The organism is Microcella sp. (genome assembly GCF_051860105.1).
Lineage (GTDB): Bacteria > Actinomycetota > Actinomycetes > Actinomycetales > Microbacteriaceae > Microcella.
This window is the reverse complement of the sequence record NZ_JBHYEO010000014.1, coordinates 17,616-38,322: the sequence shown is the minus strand read 5'-3', so window position 1 is coordinate 38,322 and position 20,707 is coordinate 17,616. Positions and strand designations below refer to the sequence as shown.

22 protein-coding genes and 1 pseudogene are annotated in these 20,707 nt (G+C 70.9%); 8 read left to right on the top strand and 15 right to left on the bottom strand.

What is annotated here, in order from left to right:
• Positions 1–226 precede the first annotated feature (226 nt).
• The 4 genes from ACTIE9_RS09085 to ACTIE9_RS09070 are packed head-to-tail and all read left to right on the top strand — an operon-like array spanning position 227 to position 4,143.
• Positions 227–1,492 (top strand): branched-chain amino acid ABC transporter permease, encoded by a 1,266-nt coding sequence (locus tag ACTIE9_RS09085; RefSeq protein WP_439565252.1) that lies wholly within the window; start codon positions 227–229, stop codon positions 1,490–1,492.
• Positions 1,493–1,504: 12 nt separating this feature from the next.
• Complete coding sequence (locus ACTIE9_RS09080) at positions 1,505–2,485, top strand: branched-chain amino acid ABC transporter permease (RefSeq protein WP_439565279.1); 981 nt, start codon at positions 1,505–1,507, stop codon at positions 2,483–2,485.
• A complete protein-coding gene (locus ACTIE9_RS09075) occupies positions 2,475–3,404 on the top strand; it encodes an ABC transporter ATP-binding protein (RefSeq protein WP_439565251.1) in 930 nt (309 codons plus the stop codon). Before ACTIE9_RS09080 ends, ACTIE9_RS09075 begins: the two co-directional genes overlap by 11 nt.
• Positions 3,376–4,143, top strand: coding sequence for an ABC transporter ATP-binding protein (locus tag ACTIE9_RS09070; protein WP_439565250.1), 768 nt, complete (start codon positions 3,376–3,378; stop codon positions 4,141–4,143). The genes ACTIE9_RS09075 and ACTIE9_RS09070 overlap by 29 nt, the downstream gene beginning before the upstream one ends.
• Positions 4,144–4,321: 178 nt before the next feature.
• Here the strand turns inward: ACTIE9_RS09070 and ACTIE9_RS09065 are convergent, their stop codons facing one another.
• Complete coding sequence (locus ACTIE9_RS09065) at positions 4,322–5,581, bottom strand: ABC transporter substrate-binding protein (protein WP_439565249.1); 1,260 nt, start codon at positions 5,579–5,581, stop codon at positions 4,322–4,324.
• Positions 5,582–5,774: 193 nt separating this feature from the next.
• On the bottom strand, positions 5,775–7,037 hold the full coding sequence (locus ACTIE9_RS09060; RefSeq protein ID WP_439565248.1) for an ABC transporter substrate-binding protein: 1,263 nt from the start codon (positions 7,035–7,037) through the stop codon (positions 5,775–5,777).
• A gap of 63 nt (positions 7,038–7,100) precedes the next feature.
• Between ACTIE9_RS09060 and ACTIE9_RS09055 the strand changes: the two genes are divergently transcribed.
• Both ACTIE9_RS09055 and ACTIE9_RS09050 read left to right on the top strand, forming a co-directional pair.
• A complete protein-coding gene (locus tag ACTIE9_RS09055) occupies positions 7,101–8,144 on the top strand; it encodes a phosphotransferase (protein ID WP_439565247.1) in 1,044 nt (347 codons plus the stop codon).
• Entirely contained in the window at positions 8,141–9,463 is a 1,323-nt protein-coding gene (locus ACTIE9_RS09050; RefSeq protein WP_439565246.1) for an aspartate aminotransferase family protein, read from the top strand. The genes ACTIE9_RS09055 and ACTIE9_RS09050 overlap by 4 nt, the downstream gene beginning before the upstream one ends.
• Positions 9,464–9,472: 9 nt before the next feature.
• Here ACTIE9_RS09050 and rarD read toward each other — a convergent pair whose 3' ends face one another.
• A complete protein-coding gene (rarD, locus tag ACTIE9_RS09045) occupies positions 9,473–10,417 on the bottom strand; it encodes an EamA family transporter RarD (protein WP_439565245.1) in 945 nt (314 codons plus the stop codon).
• 107 nt (positions 10,418–10,524) lie between these two features.
• The gene (gene groES / locus ACTIE9_RS09040) at positions 10,525–10,821 is read right to left on the bottom strand and encodes a co-chaperone GroES (RefSeq protein ID WP_153982817.1); all 297 of its coding nucleotides are present in this window, start codon (positions 10,819–10,821) and stop codon (positions 10,525–10,527) included.
• A 143-nt stretch (positions 10,822–10,964) separates the two neighbouring features.
• Between groES and ACTIE9_RS09035 the strand changes: the two genes are divergently transcribed.
• Entirely contained in the window at positions 10,965–12,146 is a 1,182-nt protein-coding gene (locus ACTIE9_RS09035) for a class I SAM-dependent methyltransferase (RefSeq protein WP_439565244.1), read from the top strand.
• A gap of 13 nt (positions 12,147–12,159) precedes the next feature.
• Here the strand turns inward: ACTIE9_RS09035 and ACTIE9_RS09030 are convergent, their stop codons facing one another.
• The 10 genes from ACTIE9_RS09030 to glmS form a co-directional block, all read right to left on the bottom strand.
• Positions 12,160–12,738 carry a DUF4190 domain-containing protein gene (locus ACTIE9_RS09030; RefSeq protein WP_439565243.1) on the bottom strand — a complete coding sequence of 193 codons (579 nt, stop codon included), beginning with the start codon at positions 12,736–12,738 and terminating at the stop codon, positions 12,160–12,162.
• A gap of 58 nt (positions 12,739–12,796) precedes the next feature.
• Complete coding sequence (locus ACTIE9_RS09025) at positions 12,797–13,036, bottom strand: DUF4190 domain-containing protein (RefSeq protein WP_439565242.1); 240 nt, start codon at positions 13,034–13,036, stop codon at positions 12,797–12,799.
• Between the two features lie 105 nt (positions 13,037–13,141).
• Positions 13,142–13,450 (bottom strand): DUF4190 domain-containing protein, encoded by a 309-nt coding sequence (locus ACTIE9_RS09020; RefSeq protein WP_439565241.1) that lies wholly within the window; start codon positions 13,448–13,450, stop codon positions 13,142–13,144.
• A gap of 107 nt (positions 13,451–13,557) precedes the next feature.
• Complete coding sequence (gene tsaD, locus ACTIE9_RS09015; protein WP_439565240.1) at positions 13,558–14,613, bottom strand: tRNA (adenosine(37)-N6)-threonylcarbamoyltransferase complex transferase subunit TsaD; 1,056 nt, start codon at positions 14,611–14,613, stop codon at positions 13,558–13,560.
• Positions 14,610–15,092 carry a ribosomal protein S18-alanine N-acetyltransferase gene (gene rimI, locus ACTIE9_RS09010; RefSeq protein ID WP_439565239.1) on the bottom strand — a complete coding sequence of 161 codons (483 nt, stop codon included), beginning with the start codon at positions 15,090–15,092 and terminating at the stop codon, positions 14,610–14,612. The genes tsaD and rimI overlap by 4 nt, the downstream gene beginning before the upstream one ends.
• On the bottom strand, positions 15,092–15,706 hold the full coding sequence (tsaB, locus tag ACTIE9_RS09005) for a tRNA (adenosine(37)-N6)-threonylcarbamoyltransferase complex dimerization subunit type 1 TsaB (RefSeq protein ID WP_439565238.1): 615 nt from the start codon (positions 15,704–15,706) through the stop codon (positions 15,092–15,094). Before tsaB ends, rimI begins: the two co-directional genes overlap by 1 nt.
• Entirely contained in the window at positions 15,690–16,226 is a 537-nt protein-coding gene (gene tsaE / locus ACTIE9_RS09000; RefSeq protein ID WP_439565237.1) for a tRNA (adenosine(37)-N6)-threonylcarbamoyltransferase complex ATPase subunit type 1 TsaE, read from the bottom strand. Before tsaE ends, tsaB begins: the two co-directional genes overlap by 17 nt.
• Before the next feature lie 5 nt (positions 16,227–16,231).
• The gene (alr, locus tag ACTIE9_RS08995) at positions 16,232–17,326 is read right to left on the bottom strand and encodes an alanine racemase (RefSeq protein ID WP_439565236.1); all 1,095 of its coding nucleotides are present in this window, start codon (positions 17,324–17,326) and stop codon (positions 16,232–16,234) included.
• Positions 17,323–17,679, bottom strand: coding sequence for a holo-ACP synthase (locus ACTIE9_RS08990; protein WP_439565235.1), 357 nt, complete (start codon positions 17,677–17,679; stop codon positions 17,323–17,325). Before ACTIE9_RS08990 ends, alr begins: the two co-directional genes overlap by 4 nt.
• A gap of 42 nt (positions 17,680–17,721) precedes the next feature.
• Complete coding sequence (glmS, locus tag ACTIE9_RS08985; RefSeq protein WP_439565234.1) at positions 17,722–19,572, bottom strand: glutamine--fructose-6-phosphate transaminase (isomerizing); 1,851 nt, start codon at positions 19,570–19,572, stop codon at positions 17,722–17,724.
• A gap of 57 nt (positions 19,573–19,629) precedes the next feature.
• Between glmS and coaA the strand changes: the two genes are divergently transcribed.
• Positions 19,630–20,574 carry a type I pantothenate kinase gene (coaA, locus tag ACTIE9_RS08980; RefSeq protein ID WP_439565233.1) on the top strand — a complete coding sequence of 315 codons (945 nt, stop codon included), beginning with the start codon at positions 19,630–19,632 and terminating at the stop codon, positions 20,572–20,574.
• Here the strand turns inward: coaA and ACTIE9_RS08975 are convergent.
• Positions 20,571–20,707: pseudogene (locus ACTIE9_RS08975) on the bottom strand (phosphoglucosamine mutase); the annotation flags it as partial. The gene coaA and the pseudogene ACTIE9_RS08975 sit on opposite strands and share 4 nt — an antisense overlap.

The following is a 20,707-nucleotide window of genomic DNA, read 5'->3' as shown; positions in this document are numbered from 1 at the left end:
ATCTTAAGCCGGTTAGGTCGAAACGTATTCCGTCGCGATAATGGCTGAGCGGTTCGGTCGGAGCCCGAAACACCTCGGCAACAATCGATCCGTATCGTCACCGTCGACGAACTGGGCCTGCTGGCCCGCGAGGCCGCATCGCCTCGACCCGAAACGACCTGGAGGTTTCGTGGCACACGCTGCTAGCAGACCGCTCACCCGGCGAGCACACCGGCGATTCGCCGCCGTGCTCCTCGCCGGCCTCGTCAGCGCTCTCACCCTGTCGATCGCCGCTCCGGCGGCCGCGAACGAAGTCGGGCTCGACGAGTACGACTTCAAGATCAGCGGCCTCGTCGAGCTGGCCGACGAACCGCTCGCCGATGTTCTGCTCGTCATCGACGGCGGGGGCTTCCGCGTCGAGGTCGAGAGCGGCGAGGACGGCCGATGGGCCGTCGGAGTGCCCGAGCGGGGCGAGTTCACGGTCACCCTCGACGAGAGCACGCTTCCCGAGGGCATCGCGGTGATCGATCCCGAGCTCGAGCAGCCCAACGTGCGCACGATCACGGTCGGGCAGTCGGGCAGCGCGGTGGCCAACTTCTTCATCGGCCAGGGTGAGCGCAACACGGTGAGCCTGTTCGATCAGGTGATCGAGCGGCTCTTCAACGGCCTCAACTTCGGCCTGCTGCTCGCGCTCGCGGCGATCGGCCTCTCGCTCGTCTTCGGCACCACGGGCCTGAGCAACTTCGCCCACGCCGAGCTGATCACCTTCGGCGGCCTGATGACCCTTCTCTTCGGCGTCACCTTGGGCATGCCGATCTGGCTCGCGATCCCCATCGCGCTCATCCTCAGCGCCGCACTCGGCTATGTGAACGATGCGGCCCTCTGGAAGCCGCTGCGCCGCAAGGGGGTCGGCCTGATCCCCATGATGATCGTGTCGATCGGCCTCTCGCTGGCGGTGCGCTACATCTACCAGCTCTTCGTCGGCGGCGACACCCAGCAGCTGCCGGGCGCAACGGACACGACGCTCTCGATCGGCGCTTTCGGCCTGTCGTGGACCGATGTTGCGAGCATGGCGGTGAGCGTCGTCGTGCTGCTCGGCGTCGCCTACTTCCTGCTGCGCACGCGCATCGGCAAGGCCACGCGCGCTGTCTCCGACAACCCGGCGCTCGCGGCCGCGAGCGGCATCGACGTCGACCGCGTGATCCGCATCGTCTGGGTGATGGCGGGCGGGCTCGCCGGCCTCTCCGGCATCCTGTGGGCCTACTTCCGGCCGGGCGTGAGCTGGGACATGGGCTTCCAGATCCTGCTGCTGACCTTCGCCGCCGTCACCCTCGGCGGTCTCGGCACGGCGTTCGGCGCACTCGTCGGAGCGCTCATCGTGGGCCTCTTCGTCGAGCTGTCGACGCTCATCATCCCCTCCGACATGAAGTACGTCGGAGCGCTGGTGATCCTCATCCTGGTGCTGCTCGTGCGACCCCAGGGCATCCTCGGACGCAAAGAACGAATCGGCTAGGGGCTGACCATGATCGACTGGCTTCAAATCATCTCCAACGCCGCGCAGGAGATCATCTCTCCGACCACGGCCGCCTACGCGCTCGCCGCGCTCGGTCTCGCGATCCACTTCGGGTTCACGGGCCTGCTCAACTTCGGCCAGGCGGGCTTCATGATGCTCGGCGCCTACGGCTACGCCATCGCGACGCTGACCTTCGGGTGGCCCGTGTGGGCTGCGATCCTCACGGGCGTCGTGGCCTCGATCGTCTTCGCGCTCATCCTGGGAATCCCGACCCTGCGATTGCGGGCCGACTATCTGGCGATCGTGACGATCGCCGCGGCCGAGATCGTGCGCCTGCTGTTCACGACGAACACGTTCGAGTCGGTCACCGGTTCGGCGAACGGCCTGCAGGGCTACAAGGGCGGCTTCGAGGCGCTGAACCCGATCCCGCCGGGAACCTACGGCTTCGGTCCGTGGGTCTACAACGAGTACGACTGGTGGGTGCGCATCTTCGGGTGGGGCCTCGTCGCGATCGCGGCCTTCATCACGTGGCGGCTGTTCAAGAGCCCGTGGGGTCGCGTGATCAAGGGCATCCGCGAAGACGAGGATGCCGTGCGCGCGCTCGGCAAGAACGTCTACTTCTACAAGATGCAGTCGCTGGTGATCGGCGGTGTCTTCGGCGCCCTCGCAGGCATGATCTTCATCCTGCCCCGAGCGGTCGTCCCGTCGAACTACCAGACGTCGCTCACGTTCTTCATCTACGCGATCCTGCTGCTCGGCGGCGCCGCCACGGTGTTCGGCCCGATCATCGGCTCGGTCATCTTCTGGGTGCTGCTGTCGTTCTTCTCGGGCTTCATCGCCCGGGCCGTCGAGGTCGGCTGGCTGCCGTTCCTGTCGAACGTCCAGGCGGGTCAGCTTCGCTTCATCCTGGTGGGCGTCGCGATCATGCTGATCGTCATCTATCGACCACAAGGAATCTTCGGGAACAAGAAGGAGCTGGCCTTTGTCAAGTAGCGCCGGCGCCCAGGGCGCCCCCATCAAGTCGACCGGCCTGCACATCGGCGAGCCGGCTCCGGGTGTGAAGAAGGTCGACCCGATCATCGTGGCCGACAACATCACGCGCACCTTCGGCGGCCTCACGGCCGTGCAGGTCGAGCACCTCGAGATTCCCCGCGGCGCCATCACGGCCCTCATCGGCCCGAACGGCGCCGGCAAGACGACGCTGTTCAACCTGCTGACGGGCTTCGACAAGCCCGACACGGGCGAGTGGACGTTCGACGGGCAGGGCATCTCAGGAATCCCCGCCTTCAAGGTGGCCCGCAAGGGCCAGGTGCGCACCTTCCAGCTCACGAAGGCGCTCAGCCTGCTCACCGTGCTCGACAACATGAAGCTCGGGGCGAAGGGGCAGAGCGGCGAGGGCCTCGCGCGCGCCCTGTTCCCGTGGATCTGGCGCAAGCAGGAGGCCGAGATCGAGGCCCGCGCGATGGACCTCCTCGCCCGCTTCAAGCTCGACACGAAGAAGGACGACTACGCCGCCAGCCTCTCAGGCGGTCAGCGGAAGCTGCTCGAGATGGCCCGCGCCCTCATGAGCCAGCCCACGCTCGTCATGCTCGACGAGCCCATGGCCGGCGTCAACCCGGCGCTCACGCAGTCGTTGCTCGACCACATCCTCAACCTCAAGACCGAGGGTATGACGGTGCTGTTCGTCGAGCACGACATGCACATGGTGCGGCACATCGCCGACTGGGTCATCGTGATGGCCGAGGGTCGCGTAGTGGCCGAGGGCGACCCGCACGAGGTCATGGCGAACCCTGCGGTGATCGACGCCTACCTGGGGTCGCATCACGACGAAGACCTGGGCGACCTCGACACCGGGGTCATGACCGCGATCAAGGAGCTGGCCGATGACGACGCCGACGACAGCAAGCAGTGACGCCGTGACCGAGACCCGCAAGGTGGTCGTGCACGTCGACGCCGTGACGGCGGGCTACCTGCCCGGCATCAACATCCTGAACGACTGCTCGTTGACGGCGCACGACGGCGAGCTCATCGGCATCATCGGCCCCAACGGCGCCGGCAAGTCGACTCTGCTCAAGGCGATCTTCGGGCTCGTGAAGGTGCGCGAGGGCACGATCTCGCTCTACGGCGAAGACATCACGAACCTCAAGGCCAACAAGCTCGTGGCCAAGGGCGTGGGCTTCGTTCCGCAGACCAACAACGTGTTCCCGACGCTCACCATCCAGGAGAACCTCGAGATGGGGCTCTTTCAGAAGCCGAAGGAGCTCGACCACCGCCTCGCGTTCGTCGTGTCGATCTTCCCCGAGCTCGCGAAGCGCCTCGGCCAGCGGGCCGGCTCGCTGTCGGGCGGCGAGCGCCAGATGGTGGCGATGAGCCGTGCGCTCATGATGAGCCCCGAGGTGATCCTGCTCGATGAGCCGAGCGCCGGCCTCTCGCCCGTGCGGCAAGACGAAGCCTTCCTGCGCGTCAAGGAAATCAACAAGGCCGGCGTGACGACGATCATGGTCGAGCAGAACGCGCGCCGCTGCCTGCAGATCTGCGACCGCGGCTACGTGCTCGACCAGGGCACCGATGCCTACACCGGCACGGGCCGCGAGCTGCTGAACGACCCCAAGGTGATCGGACTGTACCTCGGCACCCTCGGGCAGGAATAGGCTCGCAGAACGGCGCACAGGGCCCCGCAGAGCATCCTCGCTCGGCGGGGCCCTTCCGCGTGCGGCGCTGATGCCGCGTCGGGCGCGTACGGCACCGGGATGCCCGCGCCGGGCATCCCGGAACAGGAAAGGGGCCCCGACCGAAGTCGGGGCCCCTCTCAGCTGCGACTAGTCGGAACTAGTTGATGCGGCTGAAGGTGTTGTCGGCGTTGTACTGGTACACGCCGATGGTCGCCTCGGTGGGGTCGCCGTTCTCGTCGAACGTGACGGGGCCGGAGACACCGTCGTAGTCGACGACGCCGCCGTCGAGGATGATGGCCGCGGCCGACGCGAAGTCAGTCGCCTTCTCACCATCGCCCGAGCCACCCGAGACCTCCTGCAGCTTCGCCGCGATGTCGGCACCCTCGGTCGAGCCGGCCGCGAGAGCGGCGAGCGCGAGCAGGATGACGGCGTCGTACGACTCGGCCGCGTAGCTGAACTCGGTCAGCTCGGGGTCGACCTCGAGCAAGCGGTCCTGGAAGTTGCCCAGGGTCGCGATGTCGAGACCCGGGAGGGTGCCCTTGGCGCCTTCGACGAGGCCAGGCTCGAAGTCAGCGCTGTAGTCGGCGAGGTTGCCGTCGACGAAGTAGAGCTGGTTGCCGGGGTAGCCCGCGCCCACGAGGGCGGGGACGACGACCTTGGCCTGGTCGAAGGTGATGACGGCGATCGCGTCGGGAGCGGCTGCGGTCAGCGCGGAGACCTGAGCGTCGAAGCTCGTGTCACCCTCGTTGAACAGCTCCTCAGCGACGACCTCGCCACCGGCGGCCTCGAACGTCGCACGAATAGCGCCGGCGAGGCCGGTGCCGTACGCGTCGTTCAGCACGAGCAGGCCGAGCGTGGCAGCGCCGTCCTCAGCGATCAGGTTGCCGAGCACCTCGCCCTGCAGCAGGTCGCTGGGGGCGGTGCGCCAGTAGAGGTTGTCGTCGTCGTAGGTCGTGAAGTCGGGCGACGTGTTGGCCGGCGAGAACTGCACGACGCCAGCGGCCACGATCTGGTCGATCACGGTGAACGAGACGCCCGACGAGGCCGCGCCGACGATGGCCGAGACGTCCTGCGAGAGGAGGTCGGTCACCGAGACGGTGGCGGTGTCGGTCGTGGTGTCGCCCGAGTCGCGGTAGACGGCCTCGACGGTGATGCCGAGGTCTGCCTCGTTGATCTCCTGGACGGCGAGAGCAACACCCGCCTCCTCGGGCGGGCCGAGGAATGCCAGGGCACCACTCTGCGGGAGGATGGTGCCGATCTTGAGGGTCAGCTGCTCGGTGGGTGCGGCGGGCTCTTCGGTCTCAGCCGGTGCGCAGCCACTCAGAACGAGTGCGCTGGCGCCCACGACGGCAATGCCGCCGAGGATCGACTTGAGAGAACGAGAGCGACGGCCGCTCGCCGTGGTGAAAACGCCCATGTTGCTCCTTGGGTTTCGAATGTGTTCAGGATGCGGAACCACGAAGGTGGCCGCTTAGTCACCGTACGGTGCTCAGTGAGCATTCACAACACATTCGGGTTACATCCCTGTAACACCATGAAACGCACTCGCCGCCGGGCGTTGTCGACGAAATCTATCGTTTCGTGCCGAGATCGACGACGGATTCCGCAGGTCAACGTGCGTCGATCGCCAGGCTGTCGACGCGCTCGGGACGGTTCTCCGACGAGTACCGGTAGAGCCCGAGCTCGCCCTCGACGATGTCGCCCGCGTCGTCGAACGTCAGGGGGCCCGACAGCCCCTGGTAGTCGATCGCCGGCTCGGTCGCGAGCACCTCGACGCACTCTCCGAAGCTCGAGCACGGCACTCCCTCCGTCGCGGCGTCGGCGAGCGACGCAGCGATCGAGCGCCCCGCGTCGTCACCGGCGAGCACCGCGGCGAGCGCCGCGAGCACGACCGCGTCGTAGGTTTCCGGAGCGAACCGGAAGCTCAGCAGGGCGGGGTCGGACTGCCGGAGGCGGGCGATGAGCTCGTCGTCGATCGGGGCCCCCTCGAGCACGCCGTTGGCGCCCTCCATGAGACCGGCCTCGACGGTCGCCGAGTAGTCGGCGAGGTTCTGGGCAGTCAGCCAGAGCTGGTCGCCACCGAGGCCGCGTTCGGCGAGAGCCGCGATGACCGCCTGGTTCTGCGCTGCGAGAGACGTGCCGGTGGCGAGGATGACCGCGTCGGGCTCGCCGCCCGAGACGCTGAACGCGAGGCGGTCGACGTTGGTCGCCGCATCGAGCTGCTCGATGCTCTGCAGGCGCATCCCCTCCTGCTCGAGCGCCGCGCGCGCGGCGAGCTCGAACGAGAAGCCCAGCGAATCGCCCGTCGTCACGATCGCGACCGATCGAGCGCCCGACGCCGAGAGCGCGCGCACGATGGCGCCGGCCTGCTGGTCGTAGGCAGCGATCGTGCGGAAGAAGACGCCGGTCGGCGCCGCGTCGCGCACGGTCGGGTACGTGGCGGCCGGCGAGATGACGGTGACGCCCGCCTCGGCCGCGAGCGGCAGCAACCGCTCGGCGAGCGCGGAGGTCGCCGGACCGATGATGACGTCGACACCGCGCTCGACCAGATCGGCGAAGGCCGTCTCGAGCCGCTCCTCCGAGGCGTCACCCGAGTCGCGGTACAGCGTCTCGACCGGCTGGCCGAGCACGCCACCCGCGGCGTTGATGTCGCGCACGGCGATCTCGACCGCGGCGACCATGGCCGGACCGATGAAGGCGACATCCCCGCTCATGGGCAGGAGCGTGCCGATGCGCAGCACGCCGTCGCCAGTCGCCTCCACGGTCTCGGTCGGCGTCGGGGTGGGCGTCGGCAGGGGCGGGGGCGCGACGCAGCCGACGAGCGCGACCGAGAGGGCGGCTCCGACAGCGACGAGGGCGAATCGTGACGACACGGCGCTCCTTCAGAGGGTCAAGCTGTTAGGGGCACCCTATCCCGCCCGCAATAGGCTGAGCGCGTGCCCGCGCCGTCACTTCGACACCTGACCGCGCCATTCGTGCCGCTCGCGAGCGAGCACGCCGCTCGACTGCTCGCTAGCACGCACGGCCTCGCAGCGGAGGGGCTCGACCGGCTCGCGACCGAGCGGGACGACACGTTTCTCGTGCGCGCCCGTCAGGGGCGGTTCGTCGCCAAGTTCGCGCATCCGCTCGATGATGCGACCGAGCTCGGCGACCAGATGGCGGTGCTCGACGCGCTCGCCCGCGCGCATCCCGCGCTGCCGGTGCAGCGCGTGCTGCCGGCGCGCGACGGGGCGCTGCTGACGATCGTCGACGACGGGGCCGGACGACCGCGGATGCTCCGCGTGCTCACGTTCCTCGAGGGCGAGCGTCTGGGCGCCGCCCCCCGATCGCTCGACGAGCTGAGGGAGCTCGGCGCCCTGCACGGGCGCCTGGCCTCGGCCATCGCCGCCATCGGGGATGCAGCGCAACCGCCGCTGCAGGGGTCGCCGACCCCGTGGAACCTCCTCGCGATCGAGCACTACGGCTCGCACGCCGCCGCCCTCGCCGACACCACCCTGCGCGCCGACGTGGAGCGCGTGATCGCGCGGGCGAGGGATGCCGTGCTCCCCCCGGCGCGGGCGCTGCCGGCCCTGCTCGCCCACAACGACCTGCACGGCGACAACGTGCTCGTGCGCACCGCCCCCTTCGCCATCACGGGCGTGCTCGACTTCGGCGACATGACCCGCACTCCTCGAGTCGCCGACCTCGCCGTCGCCGCCTCGTACGCCCGCGGTCGAGCCGGAGGCGCGCACGAGCCGTGGGCAGCGGCGCACGCCTACGTCTCGGGCTACGAGGTTGTGCAGCCGCTCACCGACGAGGAGCACGCGCTGCTGCCCGCGCTGGTGCTGCTGCGCCTGGCCCAGCGCGCCATCCTGAACTCAGCAATCGCCGCCGCGAACCCCGCCGCCGCGGAGTACGCGAGCCGCAACCTGAGCGCCATCGCCCGCGATCTGCGCGAGCTCGGCGCGAGCATCCCGAGCACGATCGGAGCGAGCGAATGATCGGCCCCGCCACCTACTTCCGGCCCGAGCGCCGTGCCGGGCTCGACGACCGCACGCGCGCGCTCATCGAGCGGCGCGAAGCCGTGCTCTCGCCCGGCTACCGGCTGTTCTACGCGCACCCCGTCGAGTTCGTGCGGGGCCTCGGCACGAAGCTCTACACGGCCGACGGCGACGAGTTCCTCGACGTCTACAACAACGTGCCCTCGGTCGGCCACGCGCACCCGCGCGTGACGGCGGCCATCGCAGAGCAATCGGCGCTGCTCAACACGCACACGCGCTATCTGCACGAGGGCCTCATCGACTACGCCGAGCTGCTGATCGCGTCGTTCCCGAACGCGCTCGACACCCTCACTCTCGTCTGCACGGGCTCGGAGGCCAACGATCTCGCGCTGCGCGTGGCGAAGCAGGCGACGGGTCACCGCGGCGTCATCGTCACCGAGAACGCCTACCACGGCGTCACCACCGAGATCGCGGCGATCTCGCCCTCGCTCGGCGGCGACCCCTCGCTGGCCGACTGGGTGCGCACCGTGCGCCCTCCGGTCGGCGACGGCAGCGGCATGGTGGCGGATGCCCGCGCCGCGATCGCCCAGCTGCAGGCCGCGGGCCACGGTGTCGCGGCGCTCATCGTCGATACGGCGTTCGCGAGCGACGGGTTCATCGCCCCCTCGCCGGGCACCCGCGCGGCTCTCACCGCCGTGCAGGCGCTCGTGCGACACGCCGGAGGCCTGGTGATCGCCGATGAGGTGCAGCCCGGCTTCGGGCGGCTGGGCGCGACCGGGGCCGCACCCGACCTCTGGGGATTCCCCCGCCACGACCTCGAGCCCGACCTCGTGACGCTCGGCAAGCCCATGGCGAACGGGCTGCCCGTCGCGGCGCTCATCGCCCGGCGCGACCTCATTCGGCAGTTCGGCGAGAGCGTGCGGTACTTCAACACCTTCGCCGGCACGCCCGTGTCGGTGGCCGCCGCGCGCGCGACGTGGGAGGTGCTGCACGACGAACGGCTGCCCGAGAACGCCGCGGTCGTGGGCACCGCCCTGCTCGAGATGCTCGGCGAGCTCGCCACGCGCCACGAGCGGCTGCGCGGCGTGCGCGGCAGCGGGCTCTACCTGGCGGTCGACCTGGTCGACCCGGCGACGGGCGCCCCCGACTCCCCCGCCGCGGTGACGCTCGTGAGCGCACTGCGCGAGCGGCGCATCCTGATCAGCGCGTCGGGGCGCGACAACGCGGCCCTGAAGCTTCGGCCTCCCCTGCCGTTCTCGCACGCCGATGCCGAGCGGTTCGTCACCGAGCTCGACGGCGCGCTGCGCGACCTCGGCTGAGCGCCTCGCTCAGACCGTCTCGACCGGCCCGGTCTCGGGCGGCAGCGCCCGCCGCTCGCGGGCGGCCCGCCGCCGCTGCACGACGGCCTCGACCGAGAGCACCACGAGTGCGAGCCAGACGAGCGCGAAGCCGAGCCATCGCTCGGGCGGCATCGGCTCGAGCAGCACCGCGACGCCGAAGATGAACTGCAGCAGGGGTGCGAAGTACTGGATGAAGCCCATGACGCTGAGTGGCAGCCGCCGCGTCGCGCCCGCGAAGAGCAGCAGCGGCACGGCCGTGATGATGCCCGCGAGCGACAGCAGCACGGCGTGGCCGAGCCCCGAGGTGCCGAGCGTGATGCCGCTCGTCAGCTGCACCGCCATGAGCGCGACGATCGCGACGGGGACGAGCCAGGCCGTCTCGAGGGTGAGCCCGGCGACGGCCGAGACCTTCCCGCCCATGCGGTTCTTGATGTAGCCGTAGAAGCCGAACGAGAACGCGAGGGCGAGTGAGATGTACGGCGGCTGGCCGTAGCCCACCGCGAGCACGAGCACGGCGAGCACGCTGATGCCCACGGCGACCCACTGGCCGACGCGCAGCCGCTCGCGCAGGAAGACGACACCGAGGGCGATCGAGACGATGGGGTTGATGAAGTAGCCGAGGGCGGCCTCGACGACGAAGCCGTTGGTCGAGCCGTAGACGTAGACGATCCAGTTGATGGCGATGAGGATGCCGGCCAGCAGGCTCAGCCCCATGATCCGCCGGTCGCGCAGCAGGGCGGCGAACGGTCGGAACGCCCGCGTGACCGCGAGCAGCAGCACGCAGAAGACGAGCGAGAGCACGATGCGCCAGGCGACGATCTCGATCGGCGTGCTGGGGTCGAGCAGCAGGAAGTAGAGGGGCAGGAAGCCCCACAGCCCGTAGGCGCTGATCGCGAGGGCGAGCCCGCTGGAGGAGAGGCGCGAGTCGGGCACACCGTCACTGTAGCCCGGTGGCGAGACCGCACCATACAGGCCGTCGACAGCACGAACCCCCGACCGCACGAGGCGGATCGGGGGTTCGGATGCGGGTGAGGATGCGCCTAGCGCACGACCACCGCGAGCACGTCGCGAGCGGACAGCACGAGGAACTCCTCGCCGCCGTACTTCACCTCGGTGCCGCCGTACTTCGAGTACAGCACGCGGTCGCCGACGGCGACATCGAGCGGAACACGGTTGCCGTTGTCGTCGATGCGGCCGGGGCCGACGGCGACGACTTCGCCCTCCTGGGGCTTCTCCTTGGCAGTGTCGGGGATGACGAGACCCGAGGCGGTGGTCTGCTCCGCCTCGACCTGCTTGATGACGATGCGATCCTCGAGCGGCTTGATGCTGACCGACACGGTTGACCTCTTCTTTCTTACGACGATGAGGGGGTTGGCACACTCGACGTGCGAGTGCCAGCACCACTGTACCGAAGCGGTTAGCACTCACGCAATCCGAGTGCCAGCCGCGGCGAGCGCCACCGGAGTGGGAGGATCAGGGCATGGATGCTGCCGAGCTGCGCGAGGTGCTGACGCCCGAGGCGCTGCGGCTGCTCGACGAGCTGGAGCCGAGCGGCACGGTCACCGATGCCGTCGCGCTCGTGTCGCGGTTGCGCAAGCAGGGGCATCCCCCCGCACGGGTCGCGGCGGTGCTCACGCAGTACCGGCTGCGTCGCAAGGCCGAGGCGAAGTTCGGCCCCTTCGCGCAGCGCATGCTGTTCACGCAGGAGGGGCTCGAACAGGCCAGTCGGCTGCGCGTCGCCGCGGTGCACGCGGGGCGCTTCGCCGCCGCGGGGCTCACGCGCGTGGCCGATCTGGGCTGCGGCATCGGCGGCGACGCGATGGCGATGGCGGCGCTCGACCTGCGCGTCACGGCCGTCGAGCGCGACGAGGCGACCGCGGCGATCGCCGCCTACAACCTCGTGCCGTTCGCGACCGCGCACGTCGTTCACGGCGACGCGCTCGACCTCCCCCTCGACGACTTCGATGCCGTGTGGCTCGACCCGGCGCGGCGCGAGGGAGCGTCGCGCCTGTCGTCTCCCGACGACTGGTCGCCGACGCTCACGCAGGCGCTCGCGATCGCGCAGCAGCGACCCGCCGGCATCAAGCTCGCCCCGGGCATGGATCGCGCGCTCCTGCCCGAGGGCCTCGAAGCGCAGTGGATCTCGGTCGACGGCGAGGTCGTCGAGCTCGTGCTCTGGAGCGGCGCGCTCGCCCGCCCGGGCGTCGGCCGGGCCGCCCTGGTGCTGCGCGGCTCTGAGCCGCCCGCGGAGCTGCGCGCCGCGGCCGACACCGACGACGTCGAGCCCGGCCCCCTGGGCGAATACCTCTACGAGCCCGACGGCGCCGTCATCCGCGCGCGCCTCATCGGCGACCTGGCGCGATCGATCGAGGGGCGGATGCTCGACCCGACGATCGCGTACGTGACCGCCGACCGGCTCACCCCGACGCCGTTCGCGCGCGCGTTCCGCGTGCTCGAACGGCTGCCCGTCGACGTCGCCCGGCTGCGGCGCGCTCTCGCCGACCGGGGCATCGGCACGCTCGAGATCAAGAAGCGCGGCGTCGACATCGATCCATCCACGCTGCGCCCCCGGCTGAAGCTGAAGGGAACGGGCTCGGCCGTGCTCGTGCTCACTCGCCTCGCAGGCGAGAAGACCGCCCTCATCACCGAGCGCTGCGCGTGAGAGCCGTGCGGGCCTAAAACGTGCTCCAGGCCCCCGCCGCCGCGATGCCGAACCAGAGCAGCACGAGCGGAACGAGGATGGCGAGAGCCCACAGCACCGAGATCGCGATGCCGACATAGCCGGTGGTGAGGCCGGCGATCGCCATGCCTCGGGCGTGCGGCTCGCGCTTTACCCCGAGATGCCCCAGGATCACGCCGGCGATGGCGGGCAGGAGCCCGAGCAGGAAGAACGAGAAGATCAGGCCCATGATGCCGAACACGAGCGCGAGCACGCTGAGCGTCGAGGAGGGCGCGGTCGGCAGCGCGGCATAGGGGTTGTGGGGTGCCGAGGGGTTCTGCGGAGCCGAGGGGTTCGCCGGCGCCGCCGGACCGGGAGCGTACGGGTCGGGTCGGACCGCCCCCGGCGTCTCGGCAGCGGAGGCGGGCGGCGGAGCCGCCTCCGCGGGCGCCGCCTTCGCGGCAGTGGGCTTGCGTGTCGCCGGCTTCTTCGCGGCGGCCGGGGCGGTCGCGCCCTCGATGGGCGGCAGCGGAGCATCCGCGGCGCCCTGACCGGGGGCGGGCGGGGGCGGCGGGGGAAGCGGGGAATCGGCCACGATGGTCTCCTTCAGCGGGGTGGGATGCGGTGTCGAGTCGATCGGGCAGGCGGGGGGATCAGACCGCCATGGCTCCGATCATGGCGAGGAAGATGCCCCAGAACGCGAACCAGGCCACGGTCCCGAGCCAGCCGATGATCGTGGCGGCCAGCGCGAGCCCGCGGCCGGGTTCGCCAGTCTGGGCGATCTGGCGCAGGGTGATGTGGCCGAGAACGGCACCAGCGATGGGCACGAGGATCGCCAGGATCAGCGCCACGGGCGCCAGTCGATGCGGGGTGCGGGCGGTGGAGTCGGTCATCGGGTCACGCCGTTCGGCTCAGGGTCGGGCACGGGTTGCTCCGCACATGATAGAGGCTCGCACCGGGGGATCACCCCGGTGCGAGCCTCGGAAGAGCCTGCGGATCTAGTACGAGAAGTTGCCGCTCGACGCCGCGATCGCGAAGAAGCTGACCCAGATGATCGTGCCGATGATGCCGGCGACGAGACCGAGGTAGCCGAGCACGAGGCCGGCGATCGCGAGACCGCGGCCGTTCTCGCCCGTCTTCTTGATCTGGCTGAGGGCGATGTGGCCCGTGATGACCGCGCCGAGCGAGATGAAGAACGCGAGCACGAGCGAGACGATCGCCAGCGTGTTCGTCTTCGGCCCGGTCGGAGCCGAGGCGTACGGCGTCGGCGCGGGCTGCGGGGCGGGGGGAGGCGTGACGTCAGACATGAACTAACTCCTGGATGGTGGTCGGTGACGGCCCGAACGGGCACGCCCCATGCTGGCAGTGCGGTCAGGGGGTGTCAACGAGGCGGCGCGAGCGCCGTCACGCGGCGTCACGCCTGAATCTGCGTCACCGGCAACGTGGAATCCGCGCTCACGCCGAGCGACGACGGCGGATGGCCCGCGGCGATGAGCTGCGCGGCGAGCGCGGCGATCATGGCGCCGTTGTCGGTGCACAGCGACAGGGGCGGGATGCGCAGCTCGACCCCGGCGGCGGCCGCGCGCCCCGCGGCCAGCGCCCGCACGCGAGCGTTGGCGGCGACGCCCCCGCCGAGCAGCAGCCGGGGCACACCGAGGTCGGCGCAGGCCGCGATGGCCTTGGCCGTGAGCACGTCGGCGACCGCCTCGCGGAACGAGGCGGCGATGTCGGCGACGGGCACGGGCTCGCCCGCATCCCGCAGCTTCTCGACATGCCGGGCGACCGCGGTCTTGAGGCCCGAGAACGAGAAGTCGTAGCGGTGGCGCTCGAGATCTTTCGGAAGGGTGAGCCCGCGCGGGAACCGCACGGCGGCCGGGTCGCCCTCGGCGGCCACGCGGTCGATGTGCGGGCCGCCCGGGTAGGGCAGCCCGAGCAGGCGCGCGACCTTGTCGAACGCCTCACCCGCGGCATCGTCGATGGTCTCGCCGAGCAGCTCGACATCGCTCGTGAGGTCGCGCACGTGCAGCAGCGACGTGTGGCCGCCGGAGACGAGCAGGGCGATCGTGGGCAGCGCGATCGCGGGCTCGCCCTCGGTGCGCAGCACGTCGGCGCCGACGTGGCCGACGAGGTGGTTGACGGCGTAGAAGGGCTTCTCGAGCGCGACCGCAAGCGCCTTCGCGGCACCGACACCGACCATGAGCGCGCCGCTCAGGCCGGGCCCGCTCGTCACCGCGATGGCATCGAGCTCGTCGAGGGTCACCCCGGCCGTCTCGAGCGCCTCGCGAAGGGCGGGCTCGATCGCCTCGAGGTGGGCGCGCGCAGCGACCTCGGGCACCACGCCGCCGAAGCGCGCGTGCTCCTCCATCGACGACGAGATGACGTTGGCGAGCAGGGTCGTGCCGCGCACGATGCCGATTCCGGTCTCGTCGCAGCTCGTCTCGATGCCGAGGACCAATGGTTGCGCGCTCACGGTCCCGCCTCCCACCGCATGACGATCGCGTCGACGTCGTCGGGCTGGTAGTACCGCGGCCGCACGGCGATCGCCGTGAAGCCGTGGCGCTCGTAGAGCCGTTGGGCATCAGGGTTGTCGGCACGCACCTCGAGCAGCACGTCGTCGACGCCGCGGGAGCGAGCCTCGTCAAGCATGCGCCGCAGCAGCAGCGCCCCGATGCCGAGCCGACGATGCCCGGCGTCGACCGCGATCGTCTGGATGTCGGCCTGTGCGGCGCCGGACGGCGCGCTCAGACCCGCATAGCCGACGACCGCATCGCCGATACCGGCGACGAGGTAGCGCGTGTGGCGGGCACCGAGCTCGGCGGCCATCATCTCGCGGCTCCAGGCGTCACCCGGGAAGGTCGACGTCTCGAGCGCCATGATCGCGTCGAGGTCGGAGGGGCCGGCGTCGCGCACGCGCACCTCGACGGGGGCGGCATCCGACTCGCCGCTCATCAGCTCACCCGCTTCGGGGTCGAGAGCGTCACATCGGGTGCCCGCAGGTAGAGCGGCTGGGGCGCGGCGAACGGCAGGCCCGCGGCGAGCCGGGCGAGGGCGACGTGCGCGAGCGGAACGGCGGGAATCTCGTGCACCTCGTGCGCGGCGACGCCCTCCTCGGGCATCCACTCGATGCGGGCGACGAGGTGCGCGGGCCGCACGACCGTCGGCAGGGGCAGGGCGGCGGTGTAGCTCGTCACGGCGACCTCGCGGCGGCGGGCATCCGTCACCACCGAGAAGCGCCCCGCGGCGATGCCGCCTTCGACGAGGGCGAGCGCGACGGCGTCGTGGCTGGGCACGGGCAGCAGCGGGATGCCCCGCGCGAACGCGACCGCGCGCGCGGCCGCGATGCCGACGCGCAGACCCGTGTACGGCCCGGGTCCGATGCCCGTGACGACGCCCGTCAGCGCGGCAGCCGAGACACCCGGCGCGTGCAGCACCGCGTCGAGGAACGGGCCGATGACCTCGGCGTGCCGCCGGGTGTCGTCGGTCGAGCGTTCGGCGAGCACACGGCCGTCGTCGGCGACGACCGCCACCGCGGTGCCCGCGGAGGTGTCAATCGCGAGCAGCATGCAGCCAGCCTAGGTCGGCCCAGCGGTCACCGACGCCCGTGATCGTGACGGTGCGGGGCTCGATGGGCGCGGCGTCAGGGTCGTCGTCGCGAGCCGCCTGCTCGGAGTTCGGGGGCGCTGTCGCGCCCGCGCCCGCGCCGGTCGGCCGCTCGATCGTGACCGACAGCCAGTCGTCGACGAGGTGCTCGAGCAGCCCCGCACCCCATTCGACGACGACGATCGAGCCCTCGAAGTCGAGGTCGAGGTCGTCGAGCTCGGCCGCGTCGCGCAGCCGGTAGGCGTCGACGTGCACGAGCGACGGGGCACTCGTGCGCGGATGCGTGCGCGCGAGCACGAACGTCGGGCTCGTCACTGTGCCGCGCACGCCGAGTGCCGCACCGAGTCCGCGGGTCAGCGTCGTCTTGCCGGCGCCGAGCTCGCCCGTGAGCAGAATCGTGTCACCGGCGCGCAGCTGCGCCGCGAGCACCGCACCGAGGCGCGCCATGGCGTCAGGGTCGGCGATCGTGAGCGTCACGGGCATGCGGATCATCTCCGGGTCCGGTGCACGCGGCGACCGAGCCGCGTGACGAGCTCGTAGGCGATCGTGCCGGCGGCGTCGGCCCACTCGTCGACGCCGGGCTCGCCGTCGGCGGGGTCGCCCCACAGCACGGCGCGGTCGCCGAGCACCACGGGGGCGTCGCCGACGTCGACGACGAGCTGGTCCATGGCGATGCGGCCGACGACCCGGTGCACGCGGTCGCCGATGAGCACGGGGGCGTCGACGGCCGCGCGCGGCACGCCGTCGGCGTACCCGAGCGGCACGAGGGCGAGCGTCGTCGGCGCGGTCGTGCGATGCAGGTAGCCGTACGAGACCCCGCTTCCTGCGGGCACGCGCTTGAGCCCGACGACGCGGGCGCTCAGCTGCATGGCCGGCACGAGCGGCAGCGTGCCGCGCAGGTGCCGCTCGGGGGCCACCCCGTACAGGGCCAGTCCGATGCGCACCATGTCGTAGCGGGCCGCGGGGTGGTCGAGCGCCGCGGCCGACGCGGCCAGGTGCCGGATGCCCGGCTCGAGCCCGACGCTGCGCACCGCATCCACGAACCGTTCGAAGGCGACCACCTGCGCCCGGTCGTCGTCGGGCGAGGTGTTCGACAGGTGGCTGAAGACGCCGCCCAGCACGAGGTCGCCAGCGGCGACGCTCGACGCCAGTTGCTCGACGAGGGGGCCCCACTCGGCCTCGACGACGCCGTTGCGCGAGAGCCCGGTGTCGACCTTCACGTGCACGGTCGCCCGGTGCCCGCTCGCCGCGGCGCGGGCGAGCTGCGCCCGCGAGCTCACCCCGAGGGCGATGCCCGCTTCGGCAGCGGCCGCGAAGTCGGCCTCGGGGTCGTGCAGCCAGGCGAGCACGGGCGCATCGATTCCGGCGGCCCGCAGCTCGAAGGCCTCATCGAGGTCGGCCACGCCGAGATGGTCGATGCCCGCCTCGAGGGCCGCCCGCGCGGCCGTGATGGCACCGTGCCCGTATCCGTCGGCCTTGACGATCGCCATCGTGTGCGGGGTGCCGACGAGGCGTCGCATCGTCGCGGCGTTCTCGCCGATCGCTGTCGCCGAGATGCGGGCCTCGCGCAGCGGACGGCTCATGATTCGGCCACCACGAACGCGATCGCGACCCCGGCGTCGTGCGACATCGACACGTGCACCGAGCCGATCCCTCGCTCGGCCGCGATCTGGGCCGCGCGCCCGCTCAGCACCAGGTCGGGGTTGCCCTCGTCATCGGGCACGACGCGCATGTCGTGCCAGCTGATACCGTCGGTCGCCCCCAGCGCCTTGAGCAGGGCCTCCTTGGCGGCGAACCGGCCCGCGAGAGAGCGCGGCGGCAGGTCGCGCTCGGTCTCGGCGAACAGCCGCTCGCGCAGCCGGGGGGTGCGGCTCAGGGCTCGTTCGAAGCGCGCCAGGTCGACGACATCGACCCCGATCCCGACGATCCGCCCCATGGCACGCCCCGCTGACCTTCTCGACCGGACTGCTCGACGGGCTTACTCGACCGTGACGGACTTGGCGAGGTTGCGCGGCTGGTCGACGTCGAGGCCCTTCGCCGCGGCGAGCTCCATGCCGAAGATGTGCAGCGGCACGACGGCGAGCAGCGGCTCGAAGAACGGCGAGGCGAGCGGGATGCGGATGACCTCGTCGGCGTGCGGCAGCACAGCCACGTCGCCCTCTTCGGCGATCGCGATGACGCGCGCGCCGCGCGCGCGGATCTCCTGGATGTTCGACACCACCTTCGCGTGCAGCGAGTTCGGGTCGCGCGGGCTCGGAACGATCACGAACACGACCTGCCCCGGCTCGATGAGCGCGATCGGGCCGTGCTTGAGCTCGCCCGCCGCGAAGCCCTCGGCGTGGATGTAGGCGAGCTCCTTGAGCTTGAGCGCGCCCTCGAGTGCCACCGGGTAGCCGACGTGGCGGCCCAGGAACAGCACCGAGCGCGTGTCCGCCATCCAGTGCGCGAGCTCCTTGATGCGCTCGCCCGTCGACAGCACGGCCGCGAGCTTCTCGGGCACCGCCTGCAGTTCGGCGACGAGGCCGCGGGCGCGCTCGGGGCTCAGGGTGCCGCGGACCTGGCCGAGCTGCAGCCCGAGCAGGTAGATGGCGGTGATCTGCGCCACGAAGGCCTTGGTCGAGGCCACCGCGACCTCGGGACCCGCGTGGGTGTAGACGACAGCGTCGGACTCGCGGGGGATGGTCGCCCCCTGCGTGTTGCAGATCGAGAGCGTGCGAGCGCCCTGCTCGCGGGCGTACTTGACGGCCATGAGGGTGTCCATCGTCTCGCCCGACTGGCTGATCGAGACGACGAGCGTGGTCGGCGACAGCACCGGCTCGCGGTAGCGGAACTCGTGAGCGAGCTCGACGTCGACGGGGATGCGCGCCCACTGCTCGATCGCGTACTTGCCGACCATGCCCGCGTAGGCGGCGGTGCCGCACGCGATGATGAGGATGCGGTCGATGCTCGAGAGCACTTCGGGGCCGAGCGCGGTCACCTCCGGCAGGTCGACGAGCCCGTCGTGCACGCGGCCGATGATGGTCTTCGCGACCGCTTCGGGCTCTTCGCTGATCTCCTTCGCCATGAAGCTCGACCAGCCGCCCTTCTCCGCGGCCGAGGCGTCCCAGTCGACCTCGAAGGTCGTGGGCGTCACCGCCCGCCCGGCGAAGTCGACGACCTCGACGCTGTCGGGGCGGATGGTGACGAGCTGGTCCTGCCCGATCTCCATGGCGTGATGGGTGTACTCGACGAAGGCCGCGACGTCGGAGCCGAGGAAGTTCTCACCCTCGCCGAGCCCGATGACGAGCGGCGAGTTGCGACGTGCGCCGACGACGACGTGCGGCTGGTCGGCGTGCACGGCGAGCAGGGTGAACGCGCCCTCGAGGCGGTTCACGACCTGCAGCATGGCCGTCGTGAGGTCTCCGGTCTCGCGGAAGGCATCGCCCACGAGGAGAGCGGCGACCTCGCTGTCGGTCTGCGAGGTGAACGAGTGCCCGCTCGCGAGCAGCTCCTCCTTCAGCTCGGAGAAGTTCTCGATGATGCCGTTGTGGATGAGCGCCAGCTTGCCCTCATCGCCGAGGTGGGGGTGGGCGTTCTCGTCCGTCGGGCCGCCGTGCGTCGCCCAGCGCGTGTGGCCGATGCCGGTCTGGCCGTCGGTGAGCGGGGTCGCCGCGAGGTCGTCGCTGAGCACCCCGAGCTTGCCGGCGTGCTTGCGCGTGTCGAGGTGGCCGTCGTCGTCGATCACGGCCACACCGGCGGAGTCGTAGCCCCGGTACTCGAGACGCTTCAATCCGCCGAGCAGCACCTCGACGCTGCCCCGGGTTCCGACATACCCCACGATTCCGCACATAGCCGACCATTCTACGGCTCCCGCCACAGCGGAACGCCCAGGGGTACTGTGGTGCCGATGAGCGATCCGAGCGCAGCGCGCGAGACGAGCCCGTTCGACGAGATCGACCGGCAGCGGTGGGCGGCCCTCGCGCCCGCCACCGCGCATCCGCTTACCGAGACGGAGCTCGTTCAGCTGCGCGGCCTCGGCGACGCGCTCGACATGCGCGAGGTCGACGAGGTGTACGTGCCGCTCAGCCGGCTGCTGAGCCTCTACGCCGTCGGGGCGCGCGAACTGCATCAGGCCACGCGCAGCTTCCTCGGTGAACCCGGCCAGCACACACCCTTCGTGATCGGCGTCGCGGGTTCAGTCGCGGTCGGCAAGTCGACGATCGCCCGCCTGCTGCGTGAGCTGCTCTCGCGCTGGCCCGACACCCCGCGCGTCGAGCGCGTAACGACCGACGGCTTCCTGCTGCCCACTGCCGAGCTCGGTCGTCGCGGAATCCTGCACCGCAAGGGGTTCCCCGAGTCGTACGACCGGCGCGCTCTGCTGCGCTTCGTCGCCCGGGTGAAGTCGGGTGCTGATGAGGTGCGCGCACCGGTCTACAGCCACCTCAGCTACGACCGTGTGCCAGGCGCCGAGATCATCGTGCGACGGCCCGACATCCTCATCGTCGAAGGGCTCAACGTTCTGCAGCCTCCCGGCGCGGGCGCCTCGCTCGCCGTCAGCGACCTCTTCGACTTCACGATCTACGTGGATGCCCGCACGAGCGACATCGCTCAGTGGTACGAGGAGCGCTTCCTGGCGCTGCAGCGCGGGGCCTTCGCAGACCCGCGCAGCTACTTCCACCGGTACGCCGCACTGACGCACGAGGAGGCGGTCGCCAAAGCGCGCGAGATCTGGCGCGAGATCAACGAGCCCAACCTGGTGCAGAACATCCTTCCGACGCGCGCCCGCGCCTCGCTCGTGCTGCGGAAGGCCAGCGATCACACGGTCGAGACCGTGCTGCTGCGCAAGATCTAGGCGGTCGCGACGGCGAGCTGCTCGCGCACGACCGCGGCGAGGCGATCAGCCACCTGCTGAGCGGTGCCGTGCTCGGCCGCCTCGACCATGACCCGCACCATCGGCTCGGTGCCGCTCGCCCGCAGCAGTACCC

Excerpts from the sequence above, each read along its gene's own strand:
- ACTIE9_RS09070 (WP_439565250.1), top strand. The coding sequence starts at position 3,376 with ATGACGACGCCGACGACAGCAAGCAGTGACGCCGTGACCGAGACCCGC.
- ACTIE9_RS09065 (WP_439565249.1), bottom strand. The coding sequence starts at position 5,581 with ATGGGCGTTTTCACCACGGCGAGCGGCCGTCGCTCTCGTTCTCTCAAG.
- ACTIE9_RS09050 (WP_439565246.1), top strand. The coding sequence starts at position 8,141 with ATGATCGGCCCCGCCACCTACTTCCGGCCCGAGCGCCGTGCCGGGCTC.
- ACTIE9_RS09035 (WP_439565244.1), top strand. The coding sequence starts at position 10,965 with ATGGATGCTGCCGAGCTGCGCGAGGTGCTGACGCCCGAGGCGCTGCGG.
- ACTIE9_RS09025 (WP_439565242.1), bottom strand. The coding sequence starts at position 13,036 with ATGACCGACTCCACCGCCCGCACCCCGCATCGACTGGCGCCCGTGGCG.
- ACTIE9_RS09020 (WP_439565241.1), bottom strand. The coding sequence starts at position 13,450 with ATGTCTGACGTCACGCCTCCCCCCGCCCCGCAGCCCGCGCCGACGCCG.
- rimI (WP_439565239.1), bottom strand. The coding sequence starts at position 15,092 with ATGAGCGGCGAGTCGGATGCCGCCCCCGTCGAGGTGCGCGTGCGCGAC.
- tsaB (WP_439565238.1), bottom strand. The coding sequence starts at position 15,706 with ATGCTGCTCGCGATTGACACCTCCGCGGGCACCGCGGTGGCGGTCGTC.
- tsaE (WP_439565237.1), bottom strand. The coding sequence starts at position 16,226 with ATGCCCGTGACGCTCACGATCGCCGACCCTGACGCCATGGCGCGCCTC.
- alr (WP_439565236.1), bottom strand. The coding sequence starts at position 17,326 with ATGAGCCGTCCGCTGCGCGAGGCCCGCATCTCGGCGACAGCGATCGGC.
- ACTIE9_RS08990 (WP_439565235.1), bottom strand. The coding sequence starts at position 17,679 with ATGGGGCGGATCGTCGGGATCGGGGTCGATGTCGTCGACCTGGCGCGC.
- glmS (WP_439565234.1), bottom strand. The coding sequence starts at position 19,572 with ATGTGCGGAATCGTGGGGTATGTCGGAACCCGGGGCAGCGTCGAGGTG.
- coaA (WP_439565233.1), top strand. The coding sequence starts at position 19,630 with ATGAGCGATCCGAGCGCAGCGCGCGAGACGAGCCCGTTCGACGAGATC.